Genomic DNA, 25,232 nt, shown 5'->3' with positions numbered 1-25,232 from the left:
CGGCCTCCGTCCCGTCGTCCCTCGTCGCCGGGCCCCCGTCGTCTTTCGGCTCCGGGCCCCCGTCGTCTTTCGGCTCCGGGGCCCGTCGTCTTTCGGCGCCGGGTCCCGTCGTCCCTCGTTCCCCGCCCCGTTGTCCGTCGTCCGTCGCCGCCGGGATCGCCGGCGCCCCGGACGCAGGAACGCCCGCCGAGCGATCGGCGGGCGTTCCTGGTGCGTACGGGGGCAGCCCCGGACGCGGGAACGCCCGCCGGAGATCCGGCGGGCGTTCCTGGGTGCTCCGAGGCTCAGATGGCCTGGATGTTCACCGCGGCCATGCCGCGGTCGGTGCGCTCGACCTCGAAGGAGACCTTCTGGTTCTCCTCCAGGTTGCGGAAACCGGAGCCGGCGATGTTGCTGAAGTGAGCGAAGACGTCGGGGGTGCCGTCATCGGGAGCGATGAAGCCGAAGCCCTTGTCGGAGTTGAACCACTTCACGGTGCCAGTAGTCATGGGGTGCTTCTTTCTACTATGTGTTCGGCCGAGGGCTCGGCCAGAGAGTGCGGTCGCGCGGGCCTCGACGAGGCATGCTTCGCAGAGGCGAAGCGTGTCGTGGTGGAGGAGTCGCGTTTCCGCTGGGGACTCTCGAGGATGGCGCGGGCTCCCGCGAGGGAATCCGCGCTTCCGTGGTTCTCGCCCATCGACCCGAAGACACAGAAGATCCCGCTGTCCGAAACGATGTGGCCAGCATATTCGCCCGAGGTCGTCGCGACGAGCACGTCATCCGCGGCGTGACGCCAGTGGAGAGGACGCGAGGGGTCGCGATGAGTGAGGGAAGCTGCCGGTGATGCCAGTGCTGAGATGAAAACCAAATCCTAGAGACGCGCACGGGAGCATGGACGCCCCGTGCATGTGCGAAGCGGCATCTCTGCCGCCAGCCGATGGCTGCCACCCAGGAGTGCTTCGCACGGACGCCCGCAGCCTGCGCCGCGGACATGTCCTACGCTACACGACTCCGGCCCCCGCGTCGCGCACACAGTGACCGGAGGCACCGCGCGTTGCCGAACCGTTGCACAGCGGATGTCCGCCGTGGTCTCCGGCGCGTCGCCGGGCAGGCGTCCGCCCGGGCCGGCGCCGCCGCCTGCGCCGGGGCGGCGCCCGAGCGCAGGTCACGGCATCGCAGGTAGGCCTGGTGGGGCTTGAACCCACGACCGACGGATTATGAGTCCGGTGCTCTGACCGACTGAGCTACAGGCCCGCGCACCCGGCGGGGCCGGGAGACCGGCCCATTCTTCCAGCTCCGCGGGCATGCCGCGAATCCGCGGCGGCCCCCGGGGTCAGTCGGCGCCGCGGATCGCCCGACGCTTCTCCTGCACGGCGCTGAGCTGGGTGAGGATCTGCTGGTAGCGCTCGGGGTCGCGACCGGGGTCCACGCGCTGCAGTCGCTGCTTGAGCACCGAGTACTCGCGCGTGACCGACAGCTCGACGAGCCGGTCCAGCAGGGAGGTCGCCAGCCGCCCCAGCGCCGCCTCGTCCCGGGCCGGCAGCGGATGGTTCGCGATCTCGACGACCAGGGGGCGGGTGGTCTCCCCCGCGATCTCGAGCACCTGGTCGATGTAGCGGCCGGGGCTCAGCGTCCCCTCGACGGCGTCCAGCAGCGTTCCGGCCGCGAGCATCACGTCCCAGACCCCCTGCAGCGCCGGGACGTGGAAGGAGTCGTCGGGCAGGGAGGCGACCTTCTCGGCGTCCAGGTGGTTCGGCGCCTGCAGCATGACGGCGAGGGACTGCAGCTCGACCTGGCCCACCGGATCGCGAGGGCTGACCACGTCGGCGATCCGCGGCGCGGCGACGATCGGCGCGGCGGCATCGGCCGCAGGCTCGGAGCCCTGCGGGGCCGTCGCGGGCGCGGCGTGGCGCCCCGGGCGCGGGGCGCTGCGCGAGGCGTCGTGCACCGCGCGCAGCACGGTGCGCTCGTCCATGCCGAGCCATCCGGACAGACGGCGCGCGTACTCCGGCCGCATGGCGTGGTCGCGGATCTGCGCGACCACGGGGGCCGCCATCCGCAGCCCGCTGACCTGGCCTTCGACGGTGTTCAGGTCCACCTGGTCGAGCACCGAGCGGATCGCGAACTCGAACATCGGCATGCGGGAGTCGATGAGGTCGCGCACGGCCTCGTCCCCCTTGGCGATCCGAAGCTCGCAGGGGTCCATGCCGCTGGGCTCGACGGCCACGAAGGTCTGCGCGACGAAGCGCTGGTCCTCCTCGAAGGCGCGCAGGGCCGCCTTCTGGCCGGCCGCGTCGCCGTCGAAGGTGAAGATGACCTCGCCTCGCATGCCGCGGCTCTCCCCGCCGAGGTTCAGCGCCGCCGTCGCCGCGGTATCCCCCATCACCCGGCGGACCATCTTCACGTGCTCGGCGCCGAAGGCGGTCCCGCAGCTGGCCACGGCGGTCGTGACCCCGGCCAGGTGGGCGGCCATCACATCGGTGTACCCCTCGACGACGACCACGCGGTGCTGGGCGGCGATCTCCTTGCGGGCGAGGTCGAGCCCGTAGAGGACCTTCGCCTTGTGGTACAGCGGCGACTCGGGGGTGTTGAGGTACTTGGGTCCCTTGTCGCTCTCCAGCAGGCGCCGGGCCCCGAAGCCGATGGTCTTCCCCGTGACGTCGCGGATCGGCCACGTCAGCCGGCCGCGGAACCGGTCGTACACGCCGCGCTGCCCCTGCGAGACGAGTCCGCTGGACTGCAGCTCGGGCTCGGTGAAGCCGCGACCGCGCAGGTGCCCCAGCAGGGAGTCCCAGCCCTCGGGGGCGAATCCCACGCCGAAGCGCTCCGCGGCCGCGCGGTCGAAGCCGCGCTCGGCGAGGAAGCGGCGGCCCACCTCGGCGGCCGGCGTCGCGAGCTGCTCGCGGAAGTACTCCTCGGCGATGGCGTGGGCGTCCAGCAGGCGCTGACGGGTCCCGAAGTCGGTGCGCTCGCCGCGACCGCCCCCGCCCGGCCCGGACTCCTCGTACCGGAGCTGGACCTGGTAGCGGCCGGCGAGCATCTCCACGGCCTCGACGAAGCTGAGGTGGTTGATCTTCTGCACGAAGGCGAACACGTCCCCGCCCTCGCCGCAGCCGAAGCAGTGCCAATGGCCCAGCTGGGGGCGGATATGGAAGGACGGCGTCTTCTCGTCGTGGAAGGGGCACAGGCCCTTCATGGAGCCGATGCCGGCGGTGCGCAGCGTGACGTGCTCGCTGACGACCTCCTCCAGGCGTGCGCGATCGCGGACCTGGTCGATGTCCTCGCGTCGGATCCTGCCCGAGCTCACCGTGTCCTCAGAGCTCCGATCCCAGACCGGGCAGCGGGGTGTCCGCCGCCGTGACGTGCGTGGTGCTCCGATCGTAGAGCGCATCGTGCAGCCGCCGCGCCGTGACATCGGTGTACGAGGCGATCTGGTCGACCACGACGCGGCGCCGCGCGTCGTCGTCGGGGGCGCTCTCCCACAGCTCGGCGAAGATCGGGCTGAGATGGGTGGTGCCGGTGTTCCACAGCAGCGCATACAGCTCGCGGATGATCTGCTCCTGCTGCGCATACACGGGCTGCTGGGTCGCGGAGGACATCACGTACGCGGCGGCCAGCCCCTTGAGGACCGCGATCTCCCGGCGCACGCTCGCGGGCACGACGAGCTCGCCGCGATAGCGGGCCAGCGGCACGTCCCCGTGCACCTCCCGCGAGGCGGCCACGACGGCGTGGGTGAAGCGCCCGATCAGCTGGCTGGTGAGGTCCTTCAGGGCCGCGGCGGCACGCAGCGAGCCGTCGAAGCCGCGCACCCAGGAGGCCTCGGCCTCGAGCCGCGACAGGGCCTCGTCGAGCTCCTCCAGGGAGTCCTCGGGGGTGTACCAGTCCTGGACGACGTACAGCGCGGCCGCCCGCTCCTGCGGGTCCGCCAGCGCTTCGAGCTCGAGAGAGCCCCCGGTGATGGCGTCCTCGACGTCGTGCACCGAATAGGCGATGTCGTCGGAGACGTCCATGACCTGCGCCTCGAAGCACTTCCGCCCCGGCACGGCGCCCTCGCGGGCCCAGGAGTAGACGTCGACGTCGTCGGCATAGGCGCCGAACTTCGGGGAGCGCGGATCCGGGCCCTGGCGGCGCGTCCACGGGTACTTGATGGCCGCGTCGACCACCGCGCGGGTGAGGTTCAGCCCGTACGGGCGGTCCTCCCCGATGACCTTCGGCTCGAGCCGCGTGAGCAGACGCAGCGTCTGGGCGTTGCCCTCGAAGCCGCCGAAGTCCGCGGCGATGTCGTCCAGGACCTTCTCGCCGTTGTGGCCGAAGGGCGGGTGGCCGAGGTCGTGGGAGAGGCAGGCGGCATCGACGACGTCCGGGTCGCAGCCCAGCTCGATGGCGAGGTCCCGCCCCACCTGGGCGACCTCGAGGGAGTGCGTGAGCCGGGTCCGGGAGAAGTCGTTCGAGCCGGCGCCGAGGACCTGCGTCTTCGCTCCCAGGCGGCGCAGCGCCGAGGAGTGCAGCACGCGCGCGCGATCGCGCTGGAAGGGGGTGCGCGTGCGGGACTTCGGCGGCTCCGGCGCCCAGCGCTCGAGATCCGCCGGATCGTAGCCCGCCGGGGCCGATGCCGGAGAGGTCATCGGCTCACCCACCGGACACGCTGAGCTCGGCCTCGTGCAGGCGCGCGGCGATGTCGGCGGTGATCTCGCGGGAGTCCATCCACCCCTGCGGGCAGACGGCCCGCTTGGGCGTGCCCGCGCGCCCGCGGGGTCCTTCGACCGCCTCTCCGGGGTAGGGCGAGTCCGCGTCGAGCTCGGCGAGCTTCGCGTCGAGGTCCTCGAGCGATTCCATGGTCGCCAGCCGGTGGCGCATCTCCCCGCCCACCGGGTACCCCTTGAAGTACCAGGCCACGTGCTTGCGCAGGTCGCGGATGCCGCGCCCCTCGTCCTCGAAGAACTCCACGAGCAGCTCCGCATGGCGGCGCAGGATCCGGGCGACCTCGCCGAGCGTGGGACGCACCCGGGCATCGCTCCCGGCGAAGCCGGCCGCGAGATCGGCGAACAGCCAGGGCCGGCCCTGGCAGCCGCGGCCGACCACGACCCCGTCGCAGCCGGTCTGCTCGACCATGCGCAGCGCGTCCTCGGCCGACCAGATGTCGCCGTTGCCCAGCACGGGGATGCCGGTGACCAGGGACTTCAGGTCCGCGATCGCGTCCCAGTTCGCCTGTCCGGAGTAGTGCTGGGTGACGGTGCGCCCGTGCAGGGCGATCGCGGCCGCCCCGACCTCCTGGGCGATGAGCCCGGCGTCGCGGTAGGTCACATGGTCCTCGTCGATCCCGATGCGGGTCTTGACCGTCACGGGGACGTCCCCGGCGGCCTCGACGGCGCCGCGCACGATCCGGGTGAACAGCTCCGTCTTCCACGGCAGGATCCCGCCGCCGCCGCGCCGGGTCACCTTCGGCACCGGGCACCCGAAGTTGAGGTCGATGTGGTCGGCGAGGTCCCGCTCCCGGATCATCTCCACGGCGCGGCGCACGGTCGCGGGGTCGACCCCGTACAGCTGCACCGAGCGGGGACGCTCCCGCTCCCCCATCGTCACCAGGCGCCAGGACTCCGCGTGGTCCTCGACCAGCGCCCGGGTGGTCACCATCTCCGAGACGAACAGGCCGCCGTCGTCCTCGCTGTGGAGCGCGCCGAACTCACGGCACAGCAGCCGGAAGGCCATGTTCGTGATCCCGGCCATCGGGGCGAGCACCACGGGGGTGTCCACCGTGTGCGGGCCGATGGTCAGGGTGCGCCGCGCGGGCGTCCCGGAGGACCGCTGCGGGGCGCTGGGGGGCGAGGTCGGGGCGTCGAGGGTGGTCATCGTGCTCGATTGTTCCACCTCGACGCACCGGTCGGGAGTGCGGGCGAGGGTGATGTGCATCGGCGGGTCATGGGGAGGACAGGCGCAGGCGCGCGGCGAGGTCCCCGATGATCAGCCGCGGATCCAGAGCGGTGCAGGTGCGGTGGTGCGAGAGGCCGTCATCCTCCGAGAACCGCACGGCGCCGTGGTGCAGCGCGGTCAGGGCCAGCGGAGCGCTGTCACCCAGCGGCCACACCGGGTCGACCTCGACACCCTCGGGCAGCGGCAGGTCCCGGTACCGCTGCCAGAGCCAGCGGCCGATGGGACCGCCCTCGGTGAGCATCAGCTCGAGCTCCGCCACGGAGACCGCCAGCAGCCGGTAGGTCTCCCGGGGGAAGCGGTCGATGCGCAGCTGCGGGTGCTCGAGGACGAACCGGGCGGCGACCGGGTCGGTGTCGCGGTTGTACTCGGCGGCCCCGTCCTCCTGCGTGCCGCCGACCCAGAGCAGGCGGATCCGCGCGGTGATGCCGGGTTCGCGGATCAGCGCGTCGGCGACGTTGGTGAGCGGGCCCCCGCACACCAGCACGCACTCCTCCTGCGCCGCCGCGACGATGGCGCGGGCGGCCTCGCTCTGCCGGGGCCGGCCGGCGAAGGCGGAATCGGCCCCGGCGTGCACGGGGACGCCCCCATGGCCGCCCACCAGATCCATGAGCTCTCGCGCCATCGCCGCCCCGCGCGCGGCGGTCCCGGTGGGATCGCCGAACAGCGGGCTCGTGAAGCTGCCGGTGACGGTGACGACGGCATCGGTCGGCGAGAGCAGGTGGTGCGCCAGGGCGACGAGCCCGTCCGGGTCCCCGGCCCAGTCGTTGTCGACGACGACCCGGGTGCGCGGCCCGATCCTCCAGGTCATGCGCCCTCCCCCGCATCCGGGTCCTGGCGGTCCGGGGCCGAGGGGAGGGGCTCGACGAGGAACTCGTCGATGACCCGGCGGATGTCCTCGGCCATGTCGACCTCGTGCCCCATCAGCCAGAGGTGCTCGAGCCCTTCGGTCATGGCGAGGGTGCGCTGGGCCGCCTGAGCCGGGTCGACGCCCTCCCGCAGGCCGCCCTCCGCGGCGACCTCGCAGAAGGCCCCCTCGACAGCAGCGGCGATCCGGCGCAGGCGGTCGCGGAAATACCGGTGGGCGGGATGCTCGGGGTCCACCGCCTCGGCGGAGAGGTGGCGGTACATCTGGACCACGCCGCGCTGGGAGGCCTGGGCCCGGGAGATCTCGACCAGGCCGGCGAGGAAGGCACGCCCGGTGCGCCGCTCCAGCACCCCTTCGGCGCGGGCGTCGCGCTGCTCGAGGACGGCCTGCAGAAGAGCCTTCTTCCCGCCGGCGAAGTGGTGCAGCACGCCGGTCTGCGTGATCCCGACCTGCCGGGCGATCTCGTTGACGGAGCTCGCGGTGTACCCGGAGCGGGAGAACACCTCGAAGGCGGCGTCGAGGATCTGCGCACGCCGCTGCGCGCTCTTGCGGTACTCGCCGCGGGGTCCAGGCATGACCGGCACGCTATCACCGAGAACGCCAAAACATTGCACCTTGCATGTTTTTGGTCTAGCGTGCTCGCCACACCCGCCGCGGACGGCCGGCCCTCAGGGACGAGGACCCCTCGCGCGGCCCGATGGCAAGGAAGCCCTCCATGACCCCTCGCACCGAGACCCCCAGCTCGCGGACGTCGGCGGCCCCGCCGGCGCCCGCCCCCACGGCCGCCGCAGCGCCTCCCGCCGCGGGCACCGGCCCGACCCTGCCCCGGCCCGGCTCCCCCGCCGCTCCCCGCCGAGGCCTGGTCGCCCTGCTGGCCTTCGCGATCATCGGCGCGGGCGCCGCGCAGATGTCGGCCGCCCTGCTCACCCTGACCCTCAAGGCGACGGCCCTGGATGCCGCATCGGCCGCCACCACGATCTCGATCTCGAGCGCGATCGCGGGCGCGCTCACCCTGGTGGCGCTGCCGACGGTGGGCGCGTTGAGCGACCGATCCCGATCGCGGCTGGGCCGCAGGCGACCGTTCCTCCTGTTCGGCGCGCTCGCCTTCGCGGCCGGGGGCACCGCCCTGGTGCTGGCCCCCGGCGTGCCCGCCCTCGTCCTGGCCCACCTGCTGCTGACCCTGGGCTTCGTCACCGCGCACGTCACCGTCACCGCGCTGATGACCGATCAGCTGCCTGCCCGTCGCCGGGGGGTCGCCACCGCCCTGATCAGCATGAGCACCGCCCTCGGTGCCCTGCTGGGCATGGCCGTGTCCGTGCCCTTCGGCGATGCGCTGGTCCCGCTGGTGGGGATCCCGACCCTGTTCGCCGTGGCGGGGATGACCACGCTCGCCCTCGCCGTGCGTGATCCGCAGCGCACGCAGGTGCCGCCCCGGCTCGATCTGCGTCGCACCCTCGGCCTGTTCTGGGTGGACCCGCGCCGGCACGCGAGCTTCACCTGGGTCTTCACCAGCCGCATGCTCGTCTTCTCCGGCGTCGCGGCGCTGAACGCCTACCAGGCGATCTTCCTGCTGCAGCGGCTGGGCATGGAGCCCGCCCGGCTGGGCGGGGCGATCCTGCTGACCGTCATCGTCAACGCCGGCATCACGCTGCTGGTCGCTCCGCTCGTGGGGCGTCTGAGCGACCGGCTGGACGTGCGAAAGCCCTTCGTCCTGGCCGCGGCGCTGATCCTCGCCCTCGGACTGGTGCTCGCCGCGAGCGCACCCAGCTTCGGGTTCTACCTCGTGGCCTGCACCGTGGTGGGCCTGGGACAGGGCGTCTACTTCTCCGTCGAACTGTCCCTGGCCACCCAGGTGCTGCCCGATCCCGAGAATCCCGGCAAGGACCTCGGCATCCTCAAGATCGCCGACAACCTGCCGGTCACCATCGTCGCCGCGGTCGCGCCCGCGCTGCTGGCCATCGGCGGCGGCCAGAACTTCGCCGCGCTGTTCCTGGCGGGAGCCCTCGCGGCCGTCGCCGGAGGCCTCGCCATCACCCTCGTGCGCGGCGCCCGCTGAGCCGGTCGCGCGCTCGCCCCTGCCCCTTCCGATCCGAACCGAGAGACTCCTGATGACCATCGACCCGACCCCCGCCTCCTTCCCCTCCGACTTCCTGTGGGGCGTGGCGACCGCCGGGCACCAGAGCGAGGGCGAGAACACCGCCTCCGACATCTGGACCCTGGAGCGCACCCGTCCCTCCCTCTTCCGGGAGCGCTCGGGCCCCGCCTGCGGCAGCTACCACCGCTTCGAGGAGGATCTCGACCTCGTCGCGGGAATGGGCCTGAACGCCTACCGCTTCTCCGTGGAGTGGGCGCGCATCGAGCCCCACCGCGGCGAGGTCGTCGTGGCCGAGCTGGACCACTACGAGCAGGTCGTCGACGCCGCTCTGGCCCGAGGTCTCGCCCCGATCGTCACGCTGAACCACTTCGCTTCCCCGCACTGGTTCGCGGCGGCGGGATCCTGGCTCGCCGCCGATGCCGCGGAGCTGTTCGCCCGGCAGTGCGACCGGGTGATGGCCCGCCTCGGCGACCGCATCGCCGCGGCGGTCACCCTGAACGAGCCGAACCTGGAGCAGCTGCTGCAGGCGGGGAGCAAGCTGCCTCCGGAGGCAGAGCAGCTCAAGGAGGACATGCTCGCTGCGGCGGCCCGCGATGCCGGCACCGCGCAGTACTTCGCCTCCAACGTCATCCCCGCCCGCGCACAGGCCGCGTTCCAGGAGGGCTTCACCCGGGCGCACCGCGCCGCCCGGGACGCCGTGAAGGATCGCCGCGGCGATCTGCCCGTGGGCGTCTCCATCGCGATCGCCGACGACGTCGCCCTGCCCGGCGGCGAGGCCCACCGCGACGCCCGGCGGGCGGCGGTCTACGACCACTGGCTCGACGTCGCTCGCGAGGACGACTTCATCGGCGTGCAGAACTACGAGCGGTTCCACTTCGACGCCGGGGGCGAGGTCTCGCCCGGAGCGGACGACGAGGTCAACGGCATGGGTTCGGTCGCGGCCGCCGGGTCGCTCGCCGGGGCGGTGCGCTACGCCCACCAGCGCTCCGGCGTCCCGGTGCTGGTCACCGAGCATGGCATGCAGACCGAGGACGACTCCCGGCGCGCCGCGTTCATCCCCGATGCCCTCGCCGAGCTCGGGCAGGAGATCGCCGCCGGCACCCCGGTGCTCGGGTACTGCCATTGGACCCTGCTGGACAACTTCGAGTGGATCTCCGGCTACGGCTCGAAGCTGGGCCTGGTCGCGGTGGACCGCGCGAGTCTGGAGCGCAGCCCCAAGCCCAGCTGCGCGGCGTACGCCGCCGCAGTGCGCGCGGCGCGGGAGGCCGCGGCCGCGCCGGCGGAGGCCGCCCTGCTCAGCCGATGAGCCGTCGCCGGGCCGCGGGGTCCACGAGGAGCGAGACGCTGTCGCTCATCTGCTCCGCGGTCCCGGCCCGCGAGCCCAGCGCCCGCAGCTCCGGATCCTCGATCGCGGCGACCAGCGCCTCGGGGATCTCCCGCACTCCCACATGGGGCCGGTCGAAGAAGGGCTCCGTCGCCGGCAGCAGCACGGGAAGGCCGGCGCCGGCCTGGGCCGCGGCCAGCAGCTCCGCGGCCTCGGCGAGAGCACCCTGGCGCTCCTGCCATCCGCGAGCCCGCAGCACCTGCATCCAGCATCCGCGCAGCTCCTGCCCGCTGGGCAGGGCCGCCGCGGAGCGGGCGAGCCACTTCCCGTAGGGCGCCCAGCGTCTGTGGATCAGGTGGGCCATATGCATCATGGTGCGCACGTGCCGGGCGGCCAGCACGGCGGAGCCGTCCTCGTCGCCGCGCAGGCCGGCGCGGCCCACGTCGGGGAACTCCTGGCGCAGCCGGTCCCATCCGGAGGCCAGGGCATGCAGGCGCACGTCGCGCGGGTACCCGGACAGCAGCTCCCGGATCGCGGTGATCTCCCCGGTCCCGTCGTGGAAGACGGGGCCGGCCACCACCTCGAGCACGGCCTGGCCCGTGAGGGTGCGCCAGTCGGAGGCGGTCATCGGCCCGGTCGGGTCCAGGCCGAGCCGGGAGACGGCGAAGTCCCGCGCGGAGGCCACCTCGCAGCGGTGGCGGACCTGCGGATCCCAGGTCGTCGCGAAGCGGACGGGCAGCCCCTGCCAGGCCTCGGGCAGGCGCGCCGCCAGCAGGTCGTCGACCTCTGCGGCCCGCCCGTCCTCGACCAGCAGGGTCAGGCGCAGACCGAAGTCGTGGTCCCGGGACTGGGCGTCGTCGAACCCCAGCACGTCGGATCCGCTGCCCAGGCGCCCGGCGGCATGCGCGAGACCGGGCAGGGCGTCCTCCAGCAGCGGGCGGACGACCTCGCCGTAGTAGGCGCGGGCGATCCCGCGACCGCTGCGATCCGGGGCGATGTCCGTCGACGTCTGCACGGCCCCAGCGTGCCATGCCCCGCCGCGAGCGGGCGCGCGGCGCCGCTCCCGGTACGCCGATGGCCCGCCCGGGCGATCGCCGAGAAGTCATTCCTCGGTGCTTGAACGGGCGTTCACGCGACGCAGAATGACTTCTGGCGCGAGAGGTCCGCCGCAGCCCGCCGGCGCGAGCCCATGGACCCCCGTCGGGGCGGACCGCCATGGCGCGGCGCCGGAACGGGGCGGGTCAGGCGCCGGGACGCGGCGGGTCAGGCGCCGGCGAGCCGCTCGGCGAGGTAGCCGCGCACCTGGCTGAGGGCCACGCGCTCCTGGGCCATCGAGTCGCGCTCGCGGATGGTGACCGCCTGGTCCTCGGCCGTGTCGAAGTCGACCGTGATGCAGAACGGCGTGCCGATCTCGTCCTGGCGGCGGTAGCGGCGGCCGATGGCCTGCGAGACATCGGTCTCCACGTTCCAGAACCCGCGCAGCTCGCGGGCGAGCTCCTCCGAGCGCGGGACCAGGTCGCCGCTCTTGGACAGCGGCAGCACGGCGGCCTTGACGGGGGCCAGGCGCGGGTCCAGCCGCAGGACGGTGCGCACGTCGACGCCGCCCTTGGCGTTGGGCGCCTCGTCCTCGCTGTACGCCTCGACGAGGAAGGCCATCATCGAGCGGGTCAGGCCGAAGGACGGCTCGATCACGTACGGCGTGTAGCGCTCGTTCGCGGCCTGGTCGAAGTACTGCATCTTCGTGCCGGAGGCCTCGGTGTGGCTGGAGAGGTCGAAGTCGGTGCGGTTGGCGATGCCCATCAGCTCGCCCCACTCGCTGCCCTGGAAGCCGAAGCGGTACTCCAGGTCGATGGTCCCGGCGCTGTAGTGGGCGCGCTCGTCCTCGGGGACGTCGAAGCGGCGCAGGTTGTCCTCGGAGATCCCGAGGTCCACGAACCAGTTCCAGCAGTCCTCGACCCAGGTGCGGAAGTGCTCCTCGGCCTCCGCCGGCGGCGTGAAGTACTCGATCTCCATCTGCTCGAACTCGCGGGTGCGGAAGATGAAGTTGCCCGGCGTGATCTCGTTGCGGAACGCCTTGCCGACCTGGCCGATGCCGAAGGGCGGCTTCTGGCGCGCGGCGGTGACCACGTTGAGGAAGTTGACGAAGATGCCCTGCGCCGTCTCCGGGCGCAGGTAGGCCAGACCGCTCTCGTTGTCGACGGCGCCCAGGTACGTCTTCATGAGGCCGGAGAACTGCTGGGGCTCGGTGAACTCGCCGCGCGTGCCGCAGTTCGGGCAGGGCACCTCGGCGAGGCCGCCCTCGGGGGCGCGGCCCTTCTTCTCCTCGAAGGCTTCCAGCAGGTGGTCCTCGCGGAACCGGCTGTGGCACTTGCGGCACTCGACCAGCGGATCGGTGAAGGTGGCGACGTGGCCGGAGGCCTCCCAGACGGCCTTGGGGAGGATGATCGAGGAGTCCAGGCCGACCATGTCGGCGCGGGACTGCACGAAGGTCCGCCACCACTGGCGCTTGATGTTCTCCTTGAGCTCCACGCCCAGGGGCCCGTAGTCCCATGCGGAACGGGTACCGCCGTAGATGTCACCTGCCGGGAAGACGAATCCGCGCTTCTTGGCGAGCGCGATGACGTTGTCCAGGGTGCTGGCGGGGGCCTTGGCCACGAGGGTCTCCTGCGGTCGACGGATGGAGGGGGAATCAGCATATCGGCGGCTCCGCGCAGGCAGGAAGCGCAGATCCTCCCGCACCCGCGCACGAGGCCGGAGGTGTGTCGAGACAGACACCGCACCGGGCCCGGTTCGGCTTGACCCGGCCCCACCGGCTCCTGAGAATGATTGTCATGTCTTCGTCCTCGCGCCCGACCGCCTCGTCCCCCCGCCCCCTGGACCTCTCCCGCCTGCTGCGGGCGCCGATGGGGCGCCGCGCGGCCCTCGGCGGCGGCGCCGCGCTCGCCGCGGCCGCCCTGGCGGCCTGCTCGGGATCCGGCGGGGCGAGCGGCGACGGCACCCGCGTGATGACGACCGCCTACGCCCTGTCCTACCTGGTCAAGACCGTGGCCGGGGACTCGGCGGAGGTGATCGACCTGGCCAAGCCCGGGGTCGACGCCCACGGCCTCGAGCTGTCCGTCTCCGAGGTCTCCCAGCTCGCCGGCGCGGATCTGGTCGTGATGATCCCCGGCTTCCAGACCGCGGTCGACGACGCCCTGGCCTCCCACGGCAGCGAGAACGCCCTGGCCGTGGACTCCGTCATCGAGATGCTCCCCTCCGACGCGGCCGCGGCCGGTCACGACGAGCACGCCGGCGAGAGCGCGGAGGAGCACGCCGAGCACGCCGAGGAGGGATCGGACGCCGGCGGCGAGGAGGAGCACGACCACGGCGACACCGACCCGCACTTCTGGCACGACCCCTCGCTGATGGCGCAGGTCGCCGTCGCGATCGGCGACCGCCTCGCGGAGATCGACCCGGACAGCGCGAGCACCTACCGCGACAACGCGCAGGCTCTGAGCGCGGAGCTCGAGGCGCTGGACAAGGAGCTCGAGGAGCTGTTCGGCGCGATCGACGGCCCCAAGCCCTTCGTCACCAGCCACACCGCCTTCGCCTACCTCGCCCACCGCTACGGGCTCGAGCAGATCGGCATCACCGGGGTGGACCCGGAGGTCGAGCCCAGCCCGCAGCGGCTGCTCGAGCTCGAGTCCGTGATCCGGGAGGAGGGCGTGACCACCGTGTTCTTCGAGACCACCGCCTCCCCCAAGGTCGCCCAGACCCTCGCGGACAAGCTCGGCATCACGGCCGCCGAGCTCGACAACCTCGAGACCCAGCTCGACGAATCGGTGGACTATCCTGCGGTGATGCGCAGCAACGCAGAAGCCCTGGCCGCGAGCTGGCGATGAGCCGGCCCGACGACTCCGCCCCGCAGAACCCCGTCGTCGACGTCCGCAAGGCGGTCGTCACGCTGGGCTCGCAGCGCGTCCTGCACTCGGTGGACCTCGAGGTGAGGCCCGGCGAGCTCGTCGCCCTGCTCGGCGCCAACGGCTCGGGCAAGTCGACCCTGCTGCGCACCGTCGTCGGCGCGCTGGGACTGGACTCGGGCAGCGCCCGCCTGTTCGGCCACGACGTGTCCCGCCACCGCGCCCACCAGCAGCTCGGCTACGTCCCCCAGCACGCGGCCGAGTCCGGCAACATCCCCGCCACCGCCCGGGAGACCGTCGCGACCGGCCTGCTGGGCCCGCGCGCCTGGTTCCCCCGGGCCCGCGACCTGCGGGTGGACGCCCTGCTGTCCGATGTGGGCCTCTCCGGGCTCGCCGACCGGCCCGTCACCGCGATGTCGGGCGGCCAGCGCCAGCGGGTGATGATCGCCCGCGCCCTGGTGCGCGGACCGTCCTTCCTGGTGCTGGACGAACCGTTCAGCGGCGTCGACATCGCCAGCCGCGAGCTGATCGCCGGCATCTTCCGCCGCCTGCACAGCCGCGGCACCACCATCCTCGTCGTGCTCCACGACCTCGGCGAGCTGGAGGACGACATCACCCGGGCGGTGGTGCTGGACGAGGGGCGCGTGATCCACGACGGTCCCCCCTCCCAGCGCCCGCGCCTGGACCCCGGCCACGACCACGAGCTGCGCCCCGTGCCCGCGCTCGGACAGGAGCTCGATTCCTGATGCTGACCCCGTGGGATCTCCTGACCTCGGACATCATGCGCTACCCGCTGATCATCGCGGTGCTCATCGGGCTCACCGCCCCGATCGTGGGGACGTACCTGGTCCAGCGCCGGCTGTCGCTGCTGGGCGACGGCCTCGGCCACGTCGCCCTCACCGGTGTCGCCATGGGCTGGCTGGTGGGCGCCTGGGTCTCCACCACCCCGCACGACGCCCTGGCCATCCCCGGGGCGCTCACCGCCTCGGTGCTCGGCGCCCTCGCCATCGAGTACGTGCGCGAGATCGGGCACACCAGCCGCGACGTCGCCCTGGCGATCCTCTTCTACGGCGGCATCGCCGGCGGTGTGGTCATCATCCAGCTGGCCGGCGGCACCTCGCAGAACCTCATGGCCTATCTCTTCGGCTCCATCTCGACGGTGACCTCCTCCGATCTGGGGATCACCGTGGTGCTCGCCGCGATCGTGCTGGCCGTCGGCATCGGCCTGCGCGGACTGCTGTTCGCCGTCACCGGCGACGAGGAGTTCGCGCGCGCCTCGGGGCTGCCCGTGCGGGCGACGAACCTGCTCATCGTCGTCATCGCGGCCCTCACCGTCACCCTCGCCATGCGGATCGTCGGCGCGCTGATGGTCAGCGCGCTGATGATCGTGCCCGTCGCCACGGCCCAGACCCTCGTGATCGGCTTCAACCGGACCATGCGATGGGCGATGATGGTGGGACTGGTGTGCAGCCTGGGCGGGCTGGTCCTCACCGCGTACGTCAACCTGCCGCCCGGCGGCGTGATCGTGCTGCTGGCCATCGGGATGTACGCGGTCGGGGTCGCCGTCCGGGCCGTCCGGGAACGGGTCCGGGCACACCGCGCACAGGAGGTCGAGGCACCGGCATGACGACGAAGCAGCGCACCACGAAGCAGCGCACGGCGATCCTCGAGGCGCTCGCCGAGCAGGAGGACTTCCGCAGCGCCCAGCAGCTCCACGACGACCTGCGCTCCGCCGGACAGGCCGTGGGCCTGGCGACCGTCTACCGCAATCTGCAGGCCCTCGCCGCGGGCGGCCAGGTCGACGTGCTCGTCACCGATGACGGCGAGTCCATCTACCGCCAGTGCGCCGAGGAGGCGCACCACCATCACCTGGTGTGCCGCGAATGCGGCAGCACCGTGGAGTTCCAGGCGCCGGAGCTGGAGGAGTGGACCCGCGCGATCGCCGCCGCCCACGGCTTCACGGACGTCCACCACACCATGGAGGTCTTCGGCCTGTGCCCCGAGCACGAGGCCGGGGAGGCTCCGTCCCGATGATGGACTGGATCCAGTCGCTGCCGCTGCTGCCGGCGGTGGGGATCCTGTACTGCGTCATCCTGCTGCGCGCCGGCGGCACCTATGCCCTGGGGCGCGGGGCGCACCGCCTGGCCGACCGCGGCCGCGTCGCCGAGGCGCTGCGCGGCCCCCGCGTCGCCCGGGCGATCGCCGTGGTCAACCGCTGGGGCGCCCCCGTCGTCGCGCTGAGCTTCCTCACCATCGGCTTCCAGACCGCCGCCAACGCCGCCGCCGGGCTGACCCGGATGCCGCTGCGACGCTATCTCCCCGCCCTCGCGATCGGCGGCCTGGCCTGGGCGGTCGTCTACGCCACGGTCGGGCTCGCGGCGATCGTGCTGTGGGCCGAGCTGTTCCTCGCGAGCCCCTGGGCCGCGGTGGCGCTGCTCCTGCTCGTCGTGGCCGTCGTGACCGGCCTCGTGCTGCGCCGCCGCGACCGCAGGGTGCTCCCCGAGCGCTCCTGATCCGGCCATGGCCGGGCGGGCGACGGCGCGCGAGCACGCCCTCGCCCCGGACCGGCTGGGACGCAGGGAGAGGCGGCGGCGGATCAGCCCTGCGCGCCGGGGGCGTCGATCGCGCCGCCGAAGCGCCGGTCCCGCCGCGCGTACTCGACGACGGCGCGCCACAGGACGATCCGGTCCACGTCGGGCCAGAGCTCGGGGACGAACACGAGCTCGGCGTAGGCGGCCTGCCACAGCAGGAAGTTCGAGGTGCGCTGCTCGCCGCTGGTGCGCAGGAACAGGTCCACGTCCGGCATGTCGGGATCGATGAGATGGCGGGCGAAGCTCGCCTCGGTGATGCCGCGACCGCTGATGCGCCCGGCGCGGGCCTCGGCCGCGACCTGGCGCACGGCGTCGACGATCTCGGCGCGGCCGCCGTAGTTCACGCACATGTACAGCGTCATGCGCGTGTTCTGCGCCGTGAGCTCCTCCGCCTCCTTGAGCTCCTTGATCACGCTGCCCCACAGCCGCTGCTCGCGACCGATCCACACGATGCGCACGCCCCAGGAGTTGAGGGTGTCGCGCTGGCGCCGCAGCACGGAGCGCGAGAATCCCATGAGGAAGCGGACCTCCTCTGGGGAGCGCTTCCAGTTCTCGGTGGAGAAGGCGTAGGCGGACAGATGCGTCACGCCGATCTGCAGGGCCCCGGCGACGACGTCGAGCAGGGCGGCCTCTCCCGCCTCGTGCCCGGCGGTGCGCGGCAGGCCGCGGGCGTTGGCCCAGCGCCCGTTGCCGTCCATCACCACGGCGATGTGGCGCGGCACGACCTGCGACGGGAGCTGCGGAGGCTGCTGCCCGCTGGGATGGGGGTACGGCGGGACGTCCTCGCGTCGCCCTGCGCTCATGGGTGCCTCCTCGAGGTGGTCCGGATGCGTCCGATGGGGCCTGTGGGGGCCGGCCGATGCCCCGCGCCGCGGGGAGCCGCCTCAGCGTTCCACATAGCCCAGGGAGCGGACGGACCGCTCCAGGTTCCAGGTCACGGCGTCCGAGACGATGCGGCTGGCCTCCAGCGCGGTCGTCTCGTCGCTGAGGACGACATTCTCCCAGTCCCCGGCCAGCAGCAGGATGAGGTGCTCGACGGCGGAGCGGCGCACGGCGACCGCCCCGGCCTTCCGGCAGGCGCTGCAGACGAGCCCTCCGGCGCTCACGTCGAAGGCGTGGTGCGGCCCGTCGGCGCCGCAGGCCGCGCAGTCGCTGAGCGAGGGGGCCCATCCCGACAGGGCCAGGCTGCGCAGCAGGAAGGAGTCCAGCACGAGCGCCGGGGGGATGCTGCCGCCGGCCATCGCGCGCATCGCGCCGACCAGGAGCAGGAACCCGCGCGCGGAGGGGTCCACGACGTCGTCGGTGAGGCGATCCACGGTCTCGAGCATGGCGCTCGCGGCGGTGTAGCGCGGGTAGTCCGCGGTGATCGCCTGGGCGAAGGTCTCGATCGTGACGACCTGCGTCACGGTGTGCAGGGTGCGGCCGCTGTGCAGCTGCACGTCCACGAGCCCGAAGGGCTCCAGCCGAGCCCCGAAGCGGCTGCCGGTGCGTCGCACGCCCTTGGCCACGGCGCGGACCTTCCCGTGATGCCGGGTCAGGAGCGTGATGATGCGATCGGCCTCGCCCAGCGGGTGGGTGCGCAGGACGATCCCGTGGTCCCGGTAGAGCTTCTGCATGGTCCCCCGAATCTACCGCGCGGGCTGGACGGACGGGCGCTGCGCCGCTCCCGCGCCCGGCCCGGGACGGCGCGCATCACAGCGCGAGCCCGCGCCGATGCGCGTCAGCGGCGTCGGGCCACGGCGAAGACGCGCCGGAAGGGCAGGACGACGCCGCGGCCATGATCGGGATAGGCCTCGCGCAGGAGCAGGCGGTACTCCTCCCGGAAGGCCTCGCGCAGGTCCGGGGGCAGCGCCTGCAGCGTGGGCCGGGCCCCGGTGCCGCTCACCCACTCCAGGACCGGGTCCTCTCCGTGCAGCACGTGCAGATAGGTGGTCTCCCAGGCGTCGACCTCGCAGTCGAGGTCCTGGAGGGCGCGCAGGTAGGTCGCCGCGTCGTGCGCGCCGGGGACGGCGACGCCCTCCAGGTGCGCGGCGTAGGGGGCGCGCCCGGCGAGCTGCCGGCGCAGGGCGTGGCTGGGCTCCTCGAAGTTCCCGGGCACCTGCAGGGCGAGCCAGCCGCCGCGGCGCAGCGCCGCGAGGAGCTCGGGCAGCAGGTCGAGGTGGCCGGGGACCCACTGCAGGGAGGCGTTCGCGACGATCACGTCCACCGGCTCCGCCGGCCGCCACGTGCGCAGGTCGGCGAGCTCGGCGCGGAGCCCGGGCACCGTGCGGGCCCGCGCGATCATCTCGGGGCTCGCGTCGACCGCGGTCACCTGCGCCCGGGGCCACCGCTGGCGCAGGAGCTGCGTGAGGGTGCCCGGGCCCGCCCCGAGGTCGACGACCTCGGCGGGATCCTCCGCGCGGATGCGAACGGTCAGCTCGAGGAAGGGGCGGGATCTCTCGTCGGCGAAGACGAGGTACTGATCGGGGTCCCAGCGATGGTCCATGCGGCGCGGCTCCTTCATTTATCTTGATGTCAAGATACCTCGAGGGGCACCTCGACCGCCACCCGGACGCGCGGCTGCACCACGGAGATCTCCGGTCCCGGGTCGCTCCACCCCGCCGCCTCCGAGGGATCATCGCTCTGGTCCAGCACGGTGAGCCCGTCCAGCGCGGAGACGTCCGCCTCGATCTCGACCGTGCGCCCCGGGCTGATCCCCGTCACGACGAGGGTCCGCGCGCCGTCGGGATCCTCGATCTCCGCCCCCTCCACCCGCACCGCACGCAGCATCCCGCCCTCGGCCCGCAGCTCGAGCGTCCGGGCCTCGCGACGGGAGGTGACCGCCAGGCGCACGCGCCCCTCCCCCGCATCCTGGACCTGCACCTCGGGACCCGCGAGCCCGCTGGTGCCGGTCCGCGACGCCAGCCGCTGCCCCCACGGCGTCACGCCGCGCACCGTCCAGCGCGTCGATCCGTCCTGCGCGGACACCTCGGCGCTCACCCGCTCCTGAACCGGATGCGGCGCATCGAGGGAGCGGGCGATCCCGGCACCCGTCAGCGCGAGGGCGGCGATCAGTGGCACGCCCACCAGCAGCGCGGGACGGGATCGGCCCGAGCCCCGGCGCGCGCCCGGCGACACCGCAGCGGGGACCCTCGGCGGCGAGGACGTCGCCGGGGAGGTCGGGTCCGGCGTCCCGGCAGGCTGCGTCGGGAGCACCGCGCCCGCGGCGAGCAGGACCAGGACGGCGGACCCGGCCAGGGCCCCCGCGGAGCTCGCGATGCCGAAGTCGGCCAGGGTGGACAGCTGCGTGCCGAGCATCCAGCCCAGTCCGGCCAGGGCCACGACCCGCATCCCGAGCGCCACGGCCCGCCGCGCGCCGGCGGCGGCGGGCGCCCTCGCCCCCTGGTCCTCCGCCCGGTGGGCCAGCGTCGACAGGATCACCGCGAGGGACATCGGCAGCACCAGCCAGCCCAGCAGCGAGGGCAGCATCAGCCCGGGGACGCCGACGAGCAGCCCGAGCAGCACGGCGGCTCCCGTCGCCGCCTCCGCCCCGGAGCCGCGGCGGCGCGCCAGCAGCCAGGCGCCCGAGACCGCCGCGGCGGCGAGGGCGATCTCGGCCGCCAGCAGGCCCCCGGGCCGGACGGGCTCCCCGACCGTGGCCGAGGTCATCGGCGCGAGCACGGACGCGATGAGCATCCAGGAGCCGATCGCCGCGGCCGATGCCGCGCAGAGGGCCAGCAGTCCGAGCAGGGCGGCCAGGGCGATGCGCCCGGTGCGCGCCGCCTCGCGGCGACGGGCGCGGACCACGGCCGCGACCGACCCGAGGATCAGCAGCGCGGCGGCGATCCGGATGACCATCTCCGGCACGGAGAGGATCCCCCAGGGCATCGTGGTCATCACGGGGCTCTGCGACGCCGCCGCCGAGAGCTCGCCCAGGTCCCGGTCGAGCAGGTCCTGCGAGAGGGCGAGGGACATGTCGCCGTAGTGCTGGAGCGCGGAGGGGTCGAGGTTCTCCGCCGTGTCCTGGGGGCTGTGGTATGCCCACGACCCGCCGATCAGCGCCATGTCCGCTCCCCACCAGCCGCCGTCGCGGTACTCGGTGAAGTCGGTGTCGTTCGGGACGATCTCGAACAGCGCGTCGGACAGCGACTCCGCCTCCGGTCGCGGCATCGCCGGCAGGACCTCGTGCAGGGGCCCGGCGGTGCGGGTGACGATGGGCCGCCCCGAGGTGCCGCGGGCCTCGTGGTTGAGGACCACGACCGGGGCCCTCAGCTCCTGCGACCCGTCGTCCATGAACGCCGCCGCCCCCAGCAGACCGTCCTCCTCGCCGTCGACCAGCAGCACGACCAGGTCGTTGCGCCGCCCCTCGTCGCCGAGGGCCCGCACCGATTCGAGGATCACCGCCAGGCCGACGCCGGCATCGGCCGCACCCGGTGCGCCCACGACGGAGTCGATATGGGTGGCGAGCACCACCGTCCCGGTCGGGTCCGTGCCGGGGCGGGTGGCCACGAGGGAGTGCGTGTACCCCGCCACGGCCCAGTCGTCCACGGCCCGGGTGCCGAGCCCCTCGTGCTCCTCCACCGTGAATCCCCGGGCCTCGAGCCGCTCGGCCAGCACCGCGCGCGCCTCGGCGTTCGCGGCGCTGCCGACGGGACGCGGGACGGCGACCACGGGAGCGACGGCCTCGGCGGCGCGCTCGGCGCTGAAGACCGTGCTCGGCGCGGAGGCGTCGCGGGGCGCCGCGGTCCCCCGCGAGAGCAGGCCGCCGGCGCTCGCGAGCACGAGCACCAGCATGAGCAGGGACGGGACGATTCCGGGGCGGATGCGCATGCTCCCCTTCTACCGGGCCCGGGAGCAGCAGGTCATCCGTCGAACGGAGGAGATCCGCCGCCCGATGCCCGCCGGGCCGCGCTCATGCGCCCAGCTGGGCGAGGTCCTCCAGCCCCTCGACCAGCCCGGCGGCCTCGAGCAGCGCCTCGCGGAACGCCCGCAGCGCGGGGTGGTCCCCGGCGCCGGCCCGGGCCGCCGTGTACAGGCGCCGCTCCGGGGAGCCGGGAAGGCGCATCACGCGCGTGCCGCCGAGGTGCTCGGCGGCGATCAGCCCGGGGACGAAGGCGGCGGCGTGCCCGGAGCGCACCAGGTGGACCTGGAGCAGCGGGTCGGGCGTGTCGAAGCGGACCCAGGGCTCGACGCCGTGGGCTCGCAGGAAGCTGCGCTCCCACGCCCCGGTGCGGGTCGGCTCGGGATCCAGCGCCCAGGGGACCTCGGCGAGATCGGCGAGGGTGCGGGGATGGGACCACGGGGCATCGGCCGGGAGCACGAGGAGCAGCGGGTCGGTCAGCAGGCCCTCGCGGTCGGTGCCGCGGCGCACCACCTGGGCGCCGCCGGGGTAGTCCTCGCCCAGGATCACCGCGAACTGGTGGGCGAGCAGCCCGTCGTAGGCGTCGTCGACCTCGCGCTGGCCGATCTCGATGCGCAGCCGGGGGTGGCGCTGCTCGAGGACGCTCACCGCCACCGGGGCGAGCACGATGAGCGGGGTCTGGAAGGAGGCCACCCGCAGGGTGCCGGCGACCTCGCCGCCGGGGGCGGCGAGCTCGGCCTGGGCCGTCTCCAGCAGGCCCAGCACCTCCTCGGAGCGTCGGGCCAGGCGCTCGCCCGCATCGGTGAGGACGACGCCCCGCCCGGCGCTCTCCAGCAGCGTGGCGCGCGTCTCCCGTTCGAGCAGGGCGAGCTGCTGGGACACGGCCGAGGGCGACATGGAATGCGTGCGGGCGACCGCGGCCATGGTGCCCAGGCGCTGCAGCTCGTGCAGGAGGAACAGGCGGTGGAGGTTCAGCATCGGCAGCTCCCGTCGACTGTGAAGTCCTGCTTCACACTATAGGATGGAAAGTCCCGCTGGACTGGATGTTCGTGGGTGCGGCACGCTGGATCCGTGACCACCTCCCTCCGCTCCACGAGCACCCCCGTCCTGATGATCCTCGGGTCCTGCACCTCGCTCCAGTTCGGGGCGGCGCTGGCGACCCTCCTCTTCGAGGACCTGGGCTCCTGGGGCACGACGGTGCTGCGGCTGGGCATCGCGGGGCTGCTCCTGCTGGCGCTGTCCCGTCCGGCCGCGCATCGCCTCGACCGGCGGCAATGGCTCGCGGTGATCGCCCTGGGCCTGGTCATGGGGGCCATGAACGGCACCTTCTACGCCGCGATCGCCCGGATCCCGCTGGGGACGGCGGTGGCGCTGGAGTTCCTGGGCCCTCTGGCCGTGGCCGCGATCCTGTCCACCCGCCGCAGCGACCTGCTGTGGGTGCTGCTCGCCCTGGTCGGCGTGAGCATGTTCGGCCTCGAATCGCTTCAGGGCACCCCGCTGGATGCGATCGGGGTGGCCTTCGCGCTGGTCGCCGCCGTCTTCTGGGGGCTCTACGTGATCGCCAGCGCGAAGGTCGGGAGCCTGGTCCCGGGCCAGGGCGGGCTGGCCCTGTCGATCCTCGTCGGCGCGCTGGTCGTGCTGCCGCTGGGAGCGCCCGGCGCCCTGCACGGGCTGACGGCCCCGGGGCTCCTGCTCATCGCGACCGGCACCGCCGTGCTCGCCACGCTGCTGCCGTACACCCTCGAGCTCTCCGCGCTGCGCCGCCTGCCGCGCCACGTCTTCGGGATCCTGCTGAGCCTGGAGCCGGTGGTCGCCCTGCTGGCCGGGATGATCCTGCTGGGCCAGGGCTCCAGCCCGCTGCGCGTCCTCGCCGCGGTGCTGGTGGTCGGGGCGAGCATCGGCGTGACGGCCTCGGCGCGCCGGGCGCCCGATGCCGGCGCCGCGCCCGCCGAGGAGGAGGTGCTGGTCCCGGCGCACACCACCGTCACCGGCGAGATGCCCGTGCTGGACCTCGGGACGGCGGCCCCGAGGACGGACGCTCTCAGCTCCCAGGCGGCGCCGTCGTGAACAGGCCCCGGTGGAGGACCGCCCGCACCGCCTGCTCGGTCGCGGCCCCCTCGTCCTGAGGCCGCGGGGTCCGCTCGGCGGCCGCCGAGGCCGCCATCGCCATCGGCAGCACCAGGAGCATCTCCCGCGCGCCGACGCCGGGGTGGGTGAGCCCGTGCTGCTGCGCCTCGGCGGCCAGCGGCTCCAGCGCGGCGAGGACGCGCTCGGACATCCCCGCCGCCTCGGCGTCGCCGACCACCGCGGCCAGCCAGGGGGCGCGGACCAGGTCGTCGAGCATCTCGTGGACCAGAACGACCGCGCCGAGCGGGTCCTCGTCCAGCTCCGCGGCGCGGGCCTCGATCCGCCGGACGTTCTCCTCGAGCACGCTCGCCACGAGTGCGGAGCGATCGGCGAAGTGCCGGTGCAGGGTGGTCCGACTGACCCCGGCGGCGCGGGCGACGACCTCGAGCGGGGCGTCGGCGCCGCGGTCGGAGAAGACCTCCCGCGCGGCGTCGATGAGGAGCTCGCGGTTGCGTGCGGCGTCCTTGCGGGGAGCGGCCATCATCGCAGCGTACCGCCCCCGACGCCGGGACGCCGGTGACCCGGGAGGGTCACTGCACCGACCAGCCGCCGTCCGAGGGGAGGATCACGCCCGAGACGTTCGCGCTGTCGTCGCTGAGCAGCCAGGTGATGGACGCGGCCATCGTCTCCGCGGTCGCGACCGGCGGGATCATCCGCAGGAACGGCCCCAGCCGCTGCGCCCCCATCTCCGAGCGCATCGATCCCTCGATCCCGGTGGCCGTGGGGCCGGGGGCGACGGCGTTGACCCGGATCCCGTCGGGCCCGTACAGGAACGCGGCGCTGCGGGTCAGCCCGACCACGGCGTGCTTGGAGACCGTGTACGCGGTGCCGGCCGCGTTCCCGCGCAGCGACGCCTCCGAGGCGACGTTGACGATCGCCCCGGCCCCCGCCGCGCGCATCAGCGGGATCACCGCGCGGGTCAGGCGGAACACGGCATCGAGGTTGACGCCGAGGACCCGGTCCCACAGCGCGTCCTCGGTCTCGTGCAGCGGCACCATCCCGTCCATGATCCCCGCGATGTTCGCGAGCGCATCGATCCGGCCGTCCGCGGCCTCGAGCACACGGTCCCGATCCTCGGAGCGGGTGAGGTCCCCCGCCACTGGGACGATCGGGCCGCTCTGCTCGCCGTGCTCGGCGGCCAGGGCGTCCAGGCCCTCGGCGGCGAGGTCGACCGCGATCACGCGCCCGCCCTCCCGCGCGACGCGCACGGCGGTGGCGCGGCCGATGCCGGAGGCCGCGCCGGTGACGATCACGGTGCGCCCGGCGAAGCGGGCGGAGCCCGGCGCGGCCGCCGGCGTCTCCTCCTGGACGAGCACGCCGTCGTTCGCCGCGCGCACCAGGTCGTCGACCGCCCCCTGCGGCATGCGCCCTGCGCTGAGGGCGACCAGCTGGCCCAGCGGCAGGTGCGCGACCGGGGCGAGGGCCTGCGGGGTCTGGCCCGATCCGGCGAGGAGCTCGCGCAGCAGCGGCCCTCCGGTCGGGCTGTCCAGCCACCGGTCGATGGTGCTGGCGGCGGTGAGCGGGGCGTCGTGCATGGGGATCCCTCCGGTCGGGCGACCGCGAGGGCCGCGAGGTAAACGT

Annotated in this window: 23 protein-coding genes and 1 tRNA gene; 8 read left to right on the top strand and 16 right to left on the bottom strand. The window is 73.7% G+C overall.

Features of this window, described 5'->3' with window-relative positions; genetic code table 11:
• Positions 1–284 precede the first annotated feature (284 nt).
• The 7 genes from BF93_RS01330 to BF93_RS01300 all read right to left on the bottom strand — a co-directional run bounded on the left by BF93_RS01330 (position 285) and on the right by BF93_RS01300 (position 7,350).
• A complete protein-coding gene (locus BF93_RS01330; RefSeq protein ID WP_038370126.1) occupies positions 285–488 on the bottom strand; it encodes a cold-shock protein in 204 nt (67 codons plus the stop codon).
• Between the two features lie 671 nt (positions 489–1,159).
• Positions 1,160–1,233 (bottom strand) — tRNA-Ile (locus tag BF93_RS01325).
• A gap of 79 nt (positions 1,234–1,312) precedes the next feature.
• Complete coding sequence (gene dnaG, locus BF93_RS01320) at positions 1,313–3,286, bottom strand: DNA primase (RefSeq protein WP_038370124.1); 1,974 nt, start codon at positions 3,284–3,286, stop codon at positions 1,313–1,315.
• Positions 3,287–3,293: 7 nt separating this feature from the next.
• The gene (locus BF93_RS01315; protein ID WP_038370123.1) at positions 3,294–4,604 is read right to left on the bottom strand and encodes a deoxyguanosinetriphosphate triphosphohydrolase; all 1,311 of its coding nucleotides are present in this window, start codon (positions 4,602–4,604) and stop codon (positions 3,294–3,296) included.
• Between the two features lie 4 nt (positions 4,605–4,608).
• Positions 4,609–5,829 (bottom strand): tRNA dihydrouridine synthase DusB, encoded by a 1,221-nt coding sequence (gene dusB, locus BF93_RS01310; protein WP_038370493.1) that lies wholly within the window; start codon positions 5,827–5,829, stop codon positions 4,609–4,611.
• A 67-nt stretch (positions 5,830–5,896) separates the two neighbouring features.
• Positions 5,897–6,718 carry a nucleoside hydrolase gene (locus BF93_RS01305; RefSeq protein WP_038370121.1) on the bottom strand — a complete coding sequence of 274 codons (822 nt, stop codon included), beginning with the start codon at positions 6,716–6,718 and terminating at the stop codon, positions 5,897–5,899.
• Positions 6,715–7,350: a TetR/AcrR family transcriptional regulator gene (locus BF93_RS01300; RefSeq protein WP_038370492.1), complete on the bottom strand. Its 636-nt coding sequence runs from the start codon at positions 7,348–7,350 to the stop codon at positions 6,715–6,717. The genes BF93_RS01305 and BF93_RS01300 overlap by 4 nt, the downstream gene beginning before the upstream one ends.
• A gap of 140 nt (positions 7,351–7,490) precedes the next feature.
• Between BF93_RS01300 and BF93_RS01295 the strand changes: the two genes are divergently transcribed.
• Both BF93_RS01295 and BF93_RS01290 read left to right on the top strand, forming a co-directional pair.
• On the top strand, positions 7,491–8,831 hold the full coding sequence (locus BF93_RS01295; protein ID WP_038370119.1) for an MFS transporter: 1,341 nt from the start codon (positions 7,491–7,493) through the stop codon (positions 8,829–8,831).
• A 52-nt stretch (positions 8,832–8,883) separates the two neighbouring features.
• Entirely contained in the window at positions 8,884–10,176 is a 1,293-nt protein-coding gene (locus BF93_RS01290; protein WP_051486381.1) for a family 1 glycosylhydrolase, read from the top strand.
• Here BF93_RS01290 and BF93_RS01285 read toward each other — a convergent pair.
• Positions 10,166–11,209: a DUF4037 domain-containing protein gene (locus BF93_RS01285; protein WP_232226142.1), complete on the bottom strand. Its 1,044-nt coding sequence runs from the start codon at positions 11,207–11,209 to the stop codon at positions 10,166–10,168. The two genes, BF93_RS01290 and BF93_RS01285, sit on opposite strands and share 11 nt — an antisense overlap.
• A gap of 248 nt (positions 11,210–11,457) precedes the next feature.
• The gene (locus tag BF93_RS01280) at positions 11,458–12,849 is read right to left on the bottom strand and encodes a glycine--tRNA ligase (RefSeq protein WP_038370117.1); all 1,392 of its coding nucleotides are present in this window, start codon (positions 12,847–12,849) and stop codon (positions 11,458–11,460) included.
• A 176-nt stretch (positions 12,850–13,025) separates the two neighbouring features.
• Here BF93_RS01280 and BF93_RS01275 point away from each other — a divergent pair, with 176 nt between their 5' ends.
• The 5 genes from BF93_RS01275 to BF93_RS01255 are packed head-to-tail and all read left to right on the top strand — an operon-like array spanning position 13,026 to position 16,606.
• Positions 13,026–14,075, top strand: coding sequence for a metal ABC transporter substrate-binding protein (locus BF93_RS01275; protein ID WP_232226141.1), 1,050 nt, complete (start codon positions 13,026–13,028; stop codon positions 14,073–14,075).
• A complete protein-coding gene (locus tag BF93_RS01270) occupies positions 14,072–14,839 on the top strand; it encodes a metal ABC transporter ATP-binding protein (RefSeq protein ID WP_038370115.1) in 768 nt (255 codons plus the stop codon). Before BF93_RS01275 ends, BF93_RS01270 begins: the two co-directional genes overlap by 4 nt.
• On the top strand, positions 14,839–15,720 hold the full coding sequence (locus BF93_RS01265) for a metal ABC transporter permease (protein ID WP_051486379.1): 882 nt from the start codon (positions 14,839–14,841) through the stop codon (positions 15,718–15,720). The genes BF93_RS01270 and BF93_RS01265 overlap by 1 nt, the downstream gene beginning before the upstream one ends.
• Positions 15,717–16,127: a Fur family transcriptional regulator gene (locus BF93_RS01260; RefSeq protein WP_038370113.1), complete on the top strand. Its 411-nt coding sequence runs from the start codon at positions 15,717–15,719 to the stop codon at positions 16,125–16,127. Before BF93_RS01265 ends, BF93_RS01260 begins: the two co-directional genes overlap by 4 nt.
• Positions 16,124–16,606 carry a DedA family protein gene (locus BF93_RS01255; protein WP_084148166.1) on the top strand — a complete coding sequence of 161 codons (483 nt, stop codon included), beginning with the start codon at positions 16,124–16,126 and terminating at the stop codon, positions 16,604–16,606. The genes BF93_RS01260 and BF93_RS01255 overlap by 4 nt, the downstream gene beginning before the upstream one ends.
• An 83-nt stretch (positions 16,607–16,689) precedes the next feature.
• Here the strand turns inward: BF93_RS01255 and BF93_RS01250 are convergent, their stop codons facing one another.
• The 5 genes from BF93_RS01250 to BF93_RS01230 all read right to left on the bottom strand — a co-directional run bounded on the left by BF93_RS01250 (position 16,690) and on the right by BF93_RS01230 (position 22,502).
• Entirely contained in the window at positions 16,690–17,487 is a 798-nt protein-coding gene (locus BF93_RS01250; protein WP_038370111.1) for an isoprenyl transferase, read from the bottom strand.
• Between the two features lie 81 nt (positions 17,488–17,568).
• Positions 17,569–18,300, bottom strand: coding sequence for a DNA repair protein RecO (gene recO / locus BF93_RS01245; RefSeq protein ID WP_038370109.1), 732 nt, complete (start codon positions 18,298–18,300; stop codon positions 17,569–17,571).
• A gap of 104 nt (positions 18,301–18,404) precedes the next feature.
• The gene (locus tag BF93_RS01240) at positions 18,405–19,169 is read right to left on the bottom strand and encodes a trans-aconitate 2-methyltransferase (protein WP_038370107.1); all 765 of its coding nucleotides are present in this window, start codon (positions 19,167–19,169) and stop codon (positions 18,405–18,407) included.
• A gap of 29 nt (positions 19,170–19,198) precedes the next feature.
• Positions 19,199–21,493 (bottom strand): M28 family peptidase, encoded by a 2,295-nt coding sequence (locus BF93_RS01235; protein WP_051486378.1) that lies wholly within the window; start codon positions 21,491–21,493, stop codon positions 19,199–19,201.
• An 82-nt stretch (positions 21,494–21,575) separates the two neighbouring features.
• Positions 21,576–22,502 (bottom strand): LysR family transcriptional regulator, encoded by a 927-nt coding sequence (locus tag BF93_RS01230; protein ID WP_038370106.1) that lies wholly within the window; start codon positions 22,500–22,502, stop codon positions 21,576–21,578.
• A 93-nt stretch (positions 22,503–22,595) separates the two neighbouring features.
• Here BF93_RS01230 and BF93_RS01225 point away from each other — a divergent pair, with 93 nt between their 5' ends.
• Entirely contained in the window at positions 22,596–23,591 is a 996-nt protein-coding gene (locus BF93_RS01225; RefSeq protein ID WP_232226140.1) for an EamA family transporter, read from the top strand.
• On the opposite strand, the gene BF93_RS19690 is transcribed toward BF93_RS01225, so the two are convergent.
• Positions 23,566–24,132 carry a TetR/AcrR family transcriptional regulator gene (locus tag BF93_RS19690; protein ID WP_198025318.1) on the bottom strand — a complete coding sequence of 189 codons (567 nt, stop codon included), beginning with the start codon at positions 24,130–24,132 and terminating at the stop codon, positions 23,566–23,568. The two genes, BF93_RS01225 and BF93_RS19690, sit on opposite strands and share 26 nt — an antisense overlap.
• A gap of 49 nt (positions 24,133–24,181) precedes the next feature.
• Complete coding sequence (locus BF93_RS01215; protein WP_038370105.1) at positions 24,182–25,186, bottom strand: SDR family NAD(P)-dependent oxidoreductase; 1,005 nt, start codon at positions 25,184–25,186, stop codon at positions 24,182–24,184.
• Positions 25,187–25,232: the final 46 nt, after the last annotated feature.

Source organism: Brachybacterium phenoliresistens, from assembly GCF_000576425.1.
Taxonomy (GTDB): domain Bacteria; phylum Actinomycetota; class Actinomycetes; order Actinomycetales; family Dermabacteraceae; genus Brachybacterium; species Brachybacterium phenoliresistens.
The sequence above is the reverse complement of the archived record's forward strand: the minus strand, read 5'-3'. Positions and strand labels throughout refer to the sequence as shown.

Bases quoted from the DNA above. Each gene is read 5' to 3' on its own strand.
- BF93_RS01330 (WP_038370126.1), bottom strand. From the start codon at position 488: ATGACTACTGGCACCGTGAAGTGGTTCAACTCCGACAAGGGCTTCGGC.
- BF93_RS01315 (WP_038370123.1), bottom strand. From the start codon at position 4,604: ATGACCTCTCCGGCATCGGCCCCGGCGGGCTACGATCCGGCGGATCTC.
- dusB (WP_038370493.1), bottom strand. From the start codon at position 5,829: ATGACCACCCTCGACGCCCCGACCTCGCCCCCCAGCGCCCCGCAGCGG.
- BF93_RS01305 (WP_038370121.1), bottom strand. From the start codon at position 6,718: ATGACCTGGAGGATCGGGCCGCGCACCCGGGTCGTCGTCGACAACGAC.
- BF93_RS01300 (WP_038370492.1), bottom strand. From the start codon at position 7,350: ATGCCTGGACCCCGCGGCGAGTACCGCAAGAGCGCGCAGCGGCGTGCG.
- BF93_RS01295 (WP_038370119.1), top strand. From the start codon at position 7,491: ATGACCCCTCGCACCGAGACCCCCAGCTCGCGGACGTCGGCGGCCCCG.
- BF93_RS01290 (WP_051486381.1), top strand. From the start codon at position 8,884: ATGACCATCGACCCGACCCCCGCCTCCTTCCCCTCCGACTTCCTGTGG.
- BF93_RS01275 (WP_232226141.1), top strand. From the start codon at position 13,026: ATGTCTTCGTCCTCGCGCCCGACCGCCTCGTCCCCCCGCCCCCTGGAC.
- BF93_RS01270 (WP_038370115.1), top strand. From the start codon at position 14,072: ATGAGCCGGCCCGACGACTCCGCCCCGCAGAACCCCGTCGTCGACGTC.
- BF93_RS01265 (WP_051486379.1), top strand. From the start codon at position 14,839: ATGCTGACCCCGTGGGATCTCCTGACCTCGGACATCATGCGCTACCCG.
- BF93_RS01260 (WP_038370113.1), top strand. From the start codon at position 15,717: ATGACGACGAAGCAGCGCACCACGAAGCAGCGCACGGCGATCCTCGAG.
- BF93_RS01255 (WP_084148166.1), top strand. From the start codon at position 16,124: ATGATGGACTGGATCCAGTCGCTGCCGCTGCTGCCGGCGGTGGGGATC.
- BF93_RS01250 (WP_038370111.1), bottom strand. From the start codon at position 17,487: ATGAGCGCAGGGCGACGCGAGGACGTCCCGCCGTACCCCCATCCCAGC.
- recO (WP_038370109.1), bottom strand. From the start codon at position 18,300: ATGCAGAAGCTCTACCGGGACCACGGGATCGTCCTGCGCACCCACCCG.
- BF93_RS01240 (WP_038370107.1), bottom strand. From the start codon at position 19,169: ATGGACCATCGCTGGGACCCCGATCAGTACCTCGTCTTCGCCGACGAG.
- BF93_RS01235 (WP_051486378.1), bottom strand. From the start codon at position 21,493: ATGCGCATCCGCCCCGGAATCGTCCCGTCCCTGCTCATGCTGGTGCTC.
- BF93_RS01230 (WP_038370106.1), bottom strand. From the start codon at position 22,502: ATGCTGAACCTCCACCGCCTGTTCCTCCTGCACGAGCTGCAGCGCCTG.
- BF93_RS19690 (WP_198025318.1), bottom strand. From the start codon at position 24,132: ATGGCCGCTCCCCGCAAGGACGCCGCACGCAACCGCGAGCTCCTCATC.
- BF93_RS01215 (WP_038370105.1), bottom strand. From the start codon at position 25,186: ATGCACGACGCCCCGCTCACCGCCGCCAGCACCATCGACCGGTGGCTG.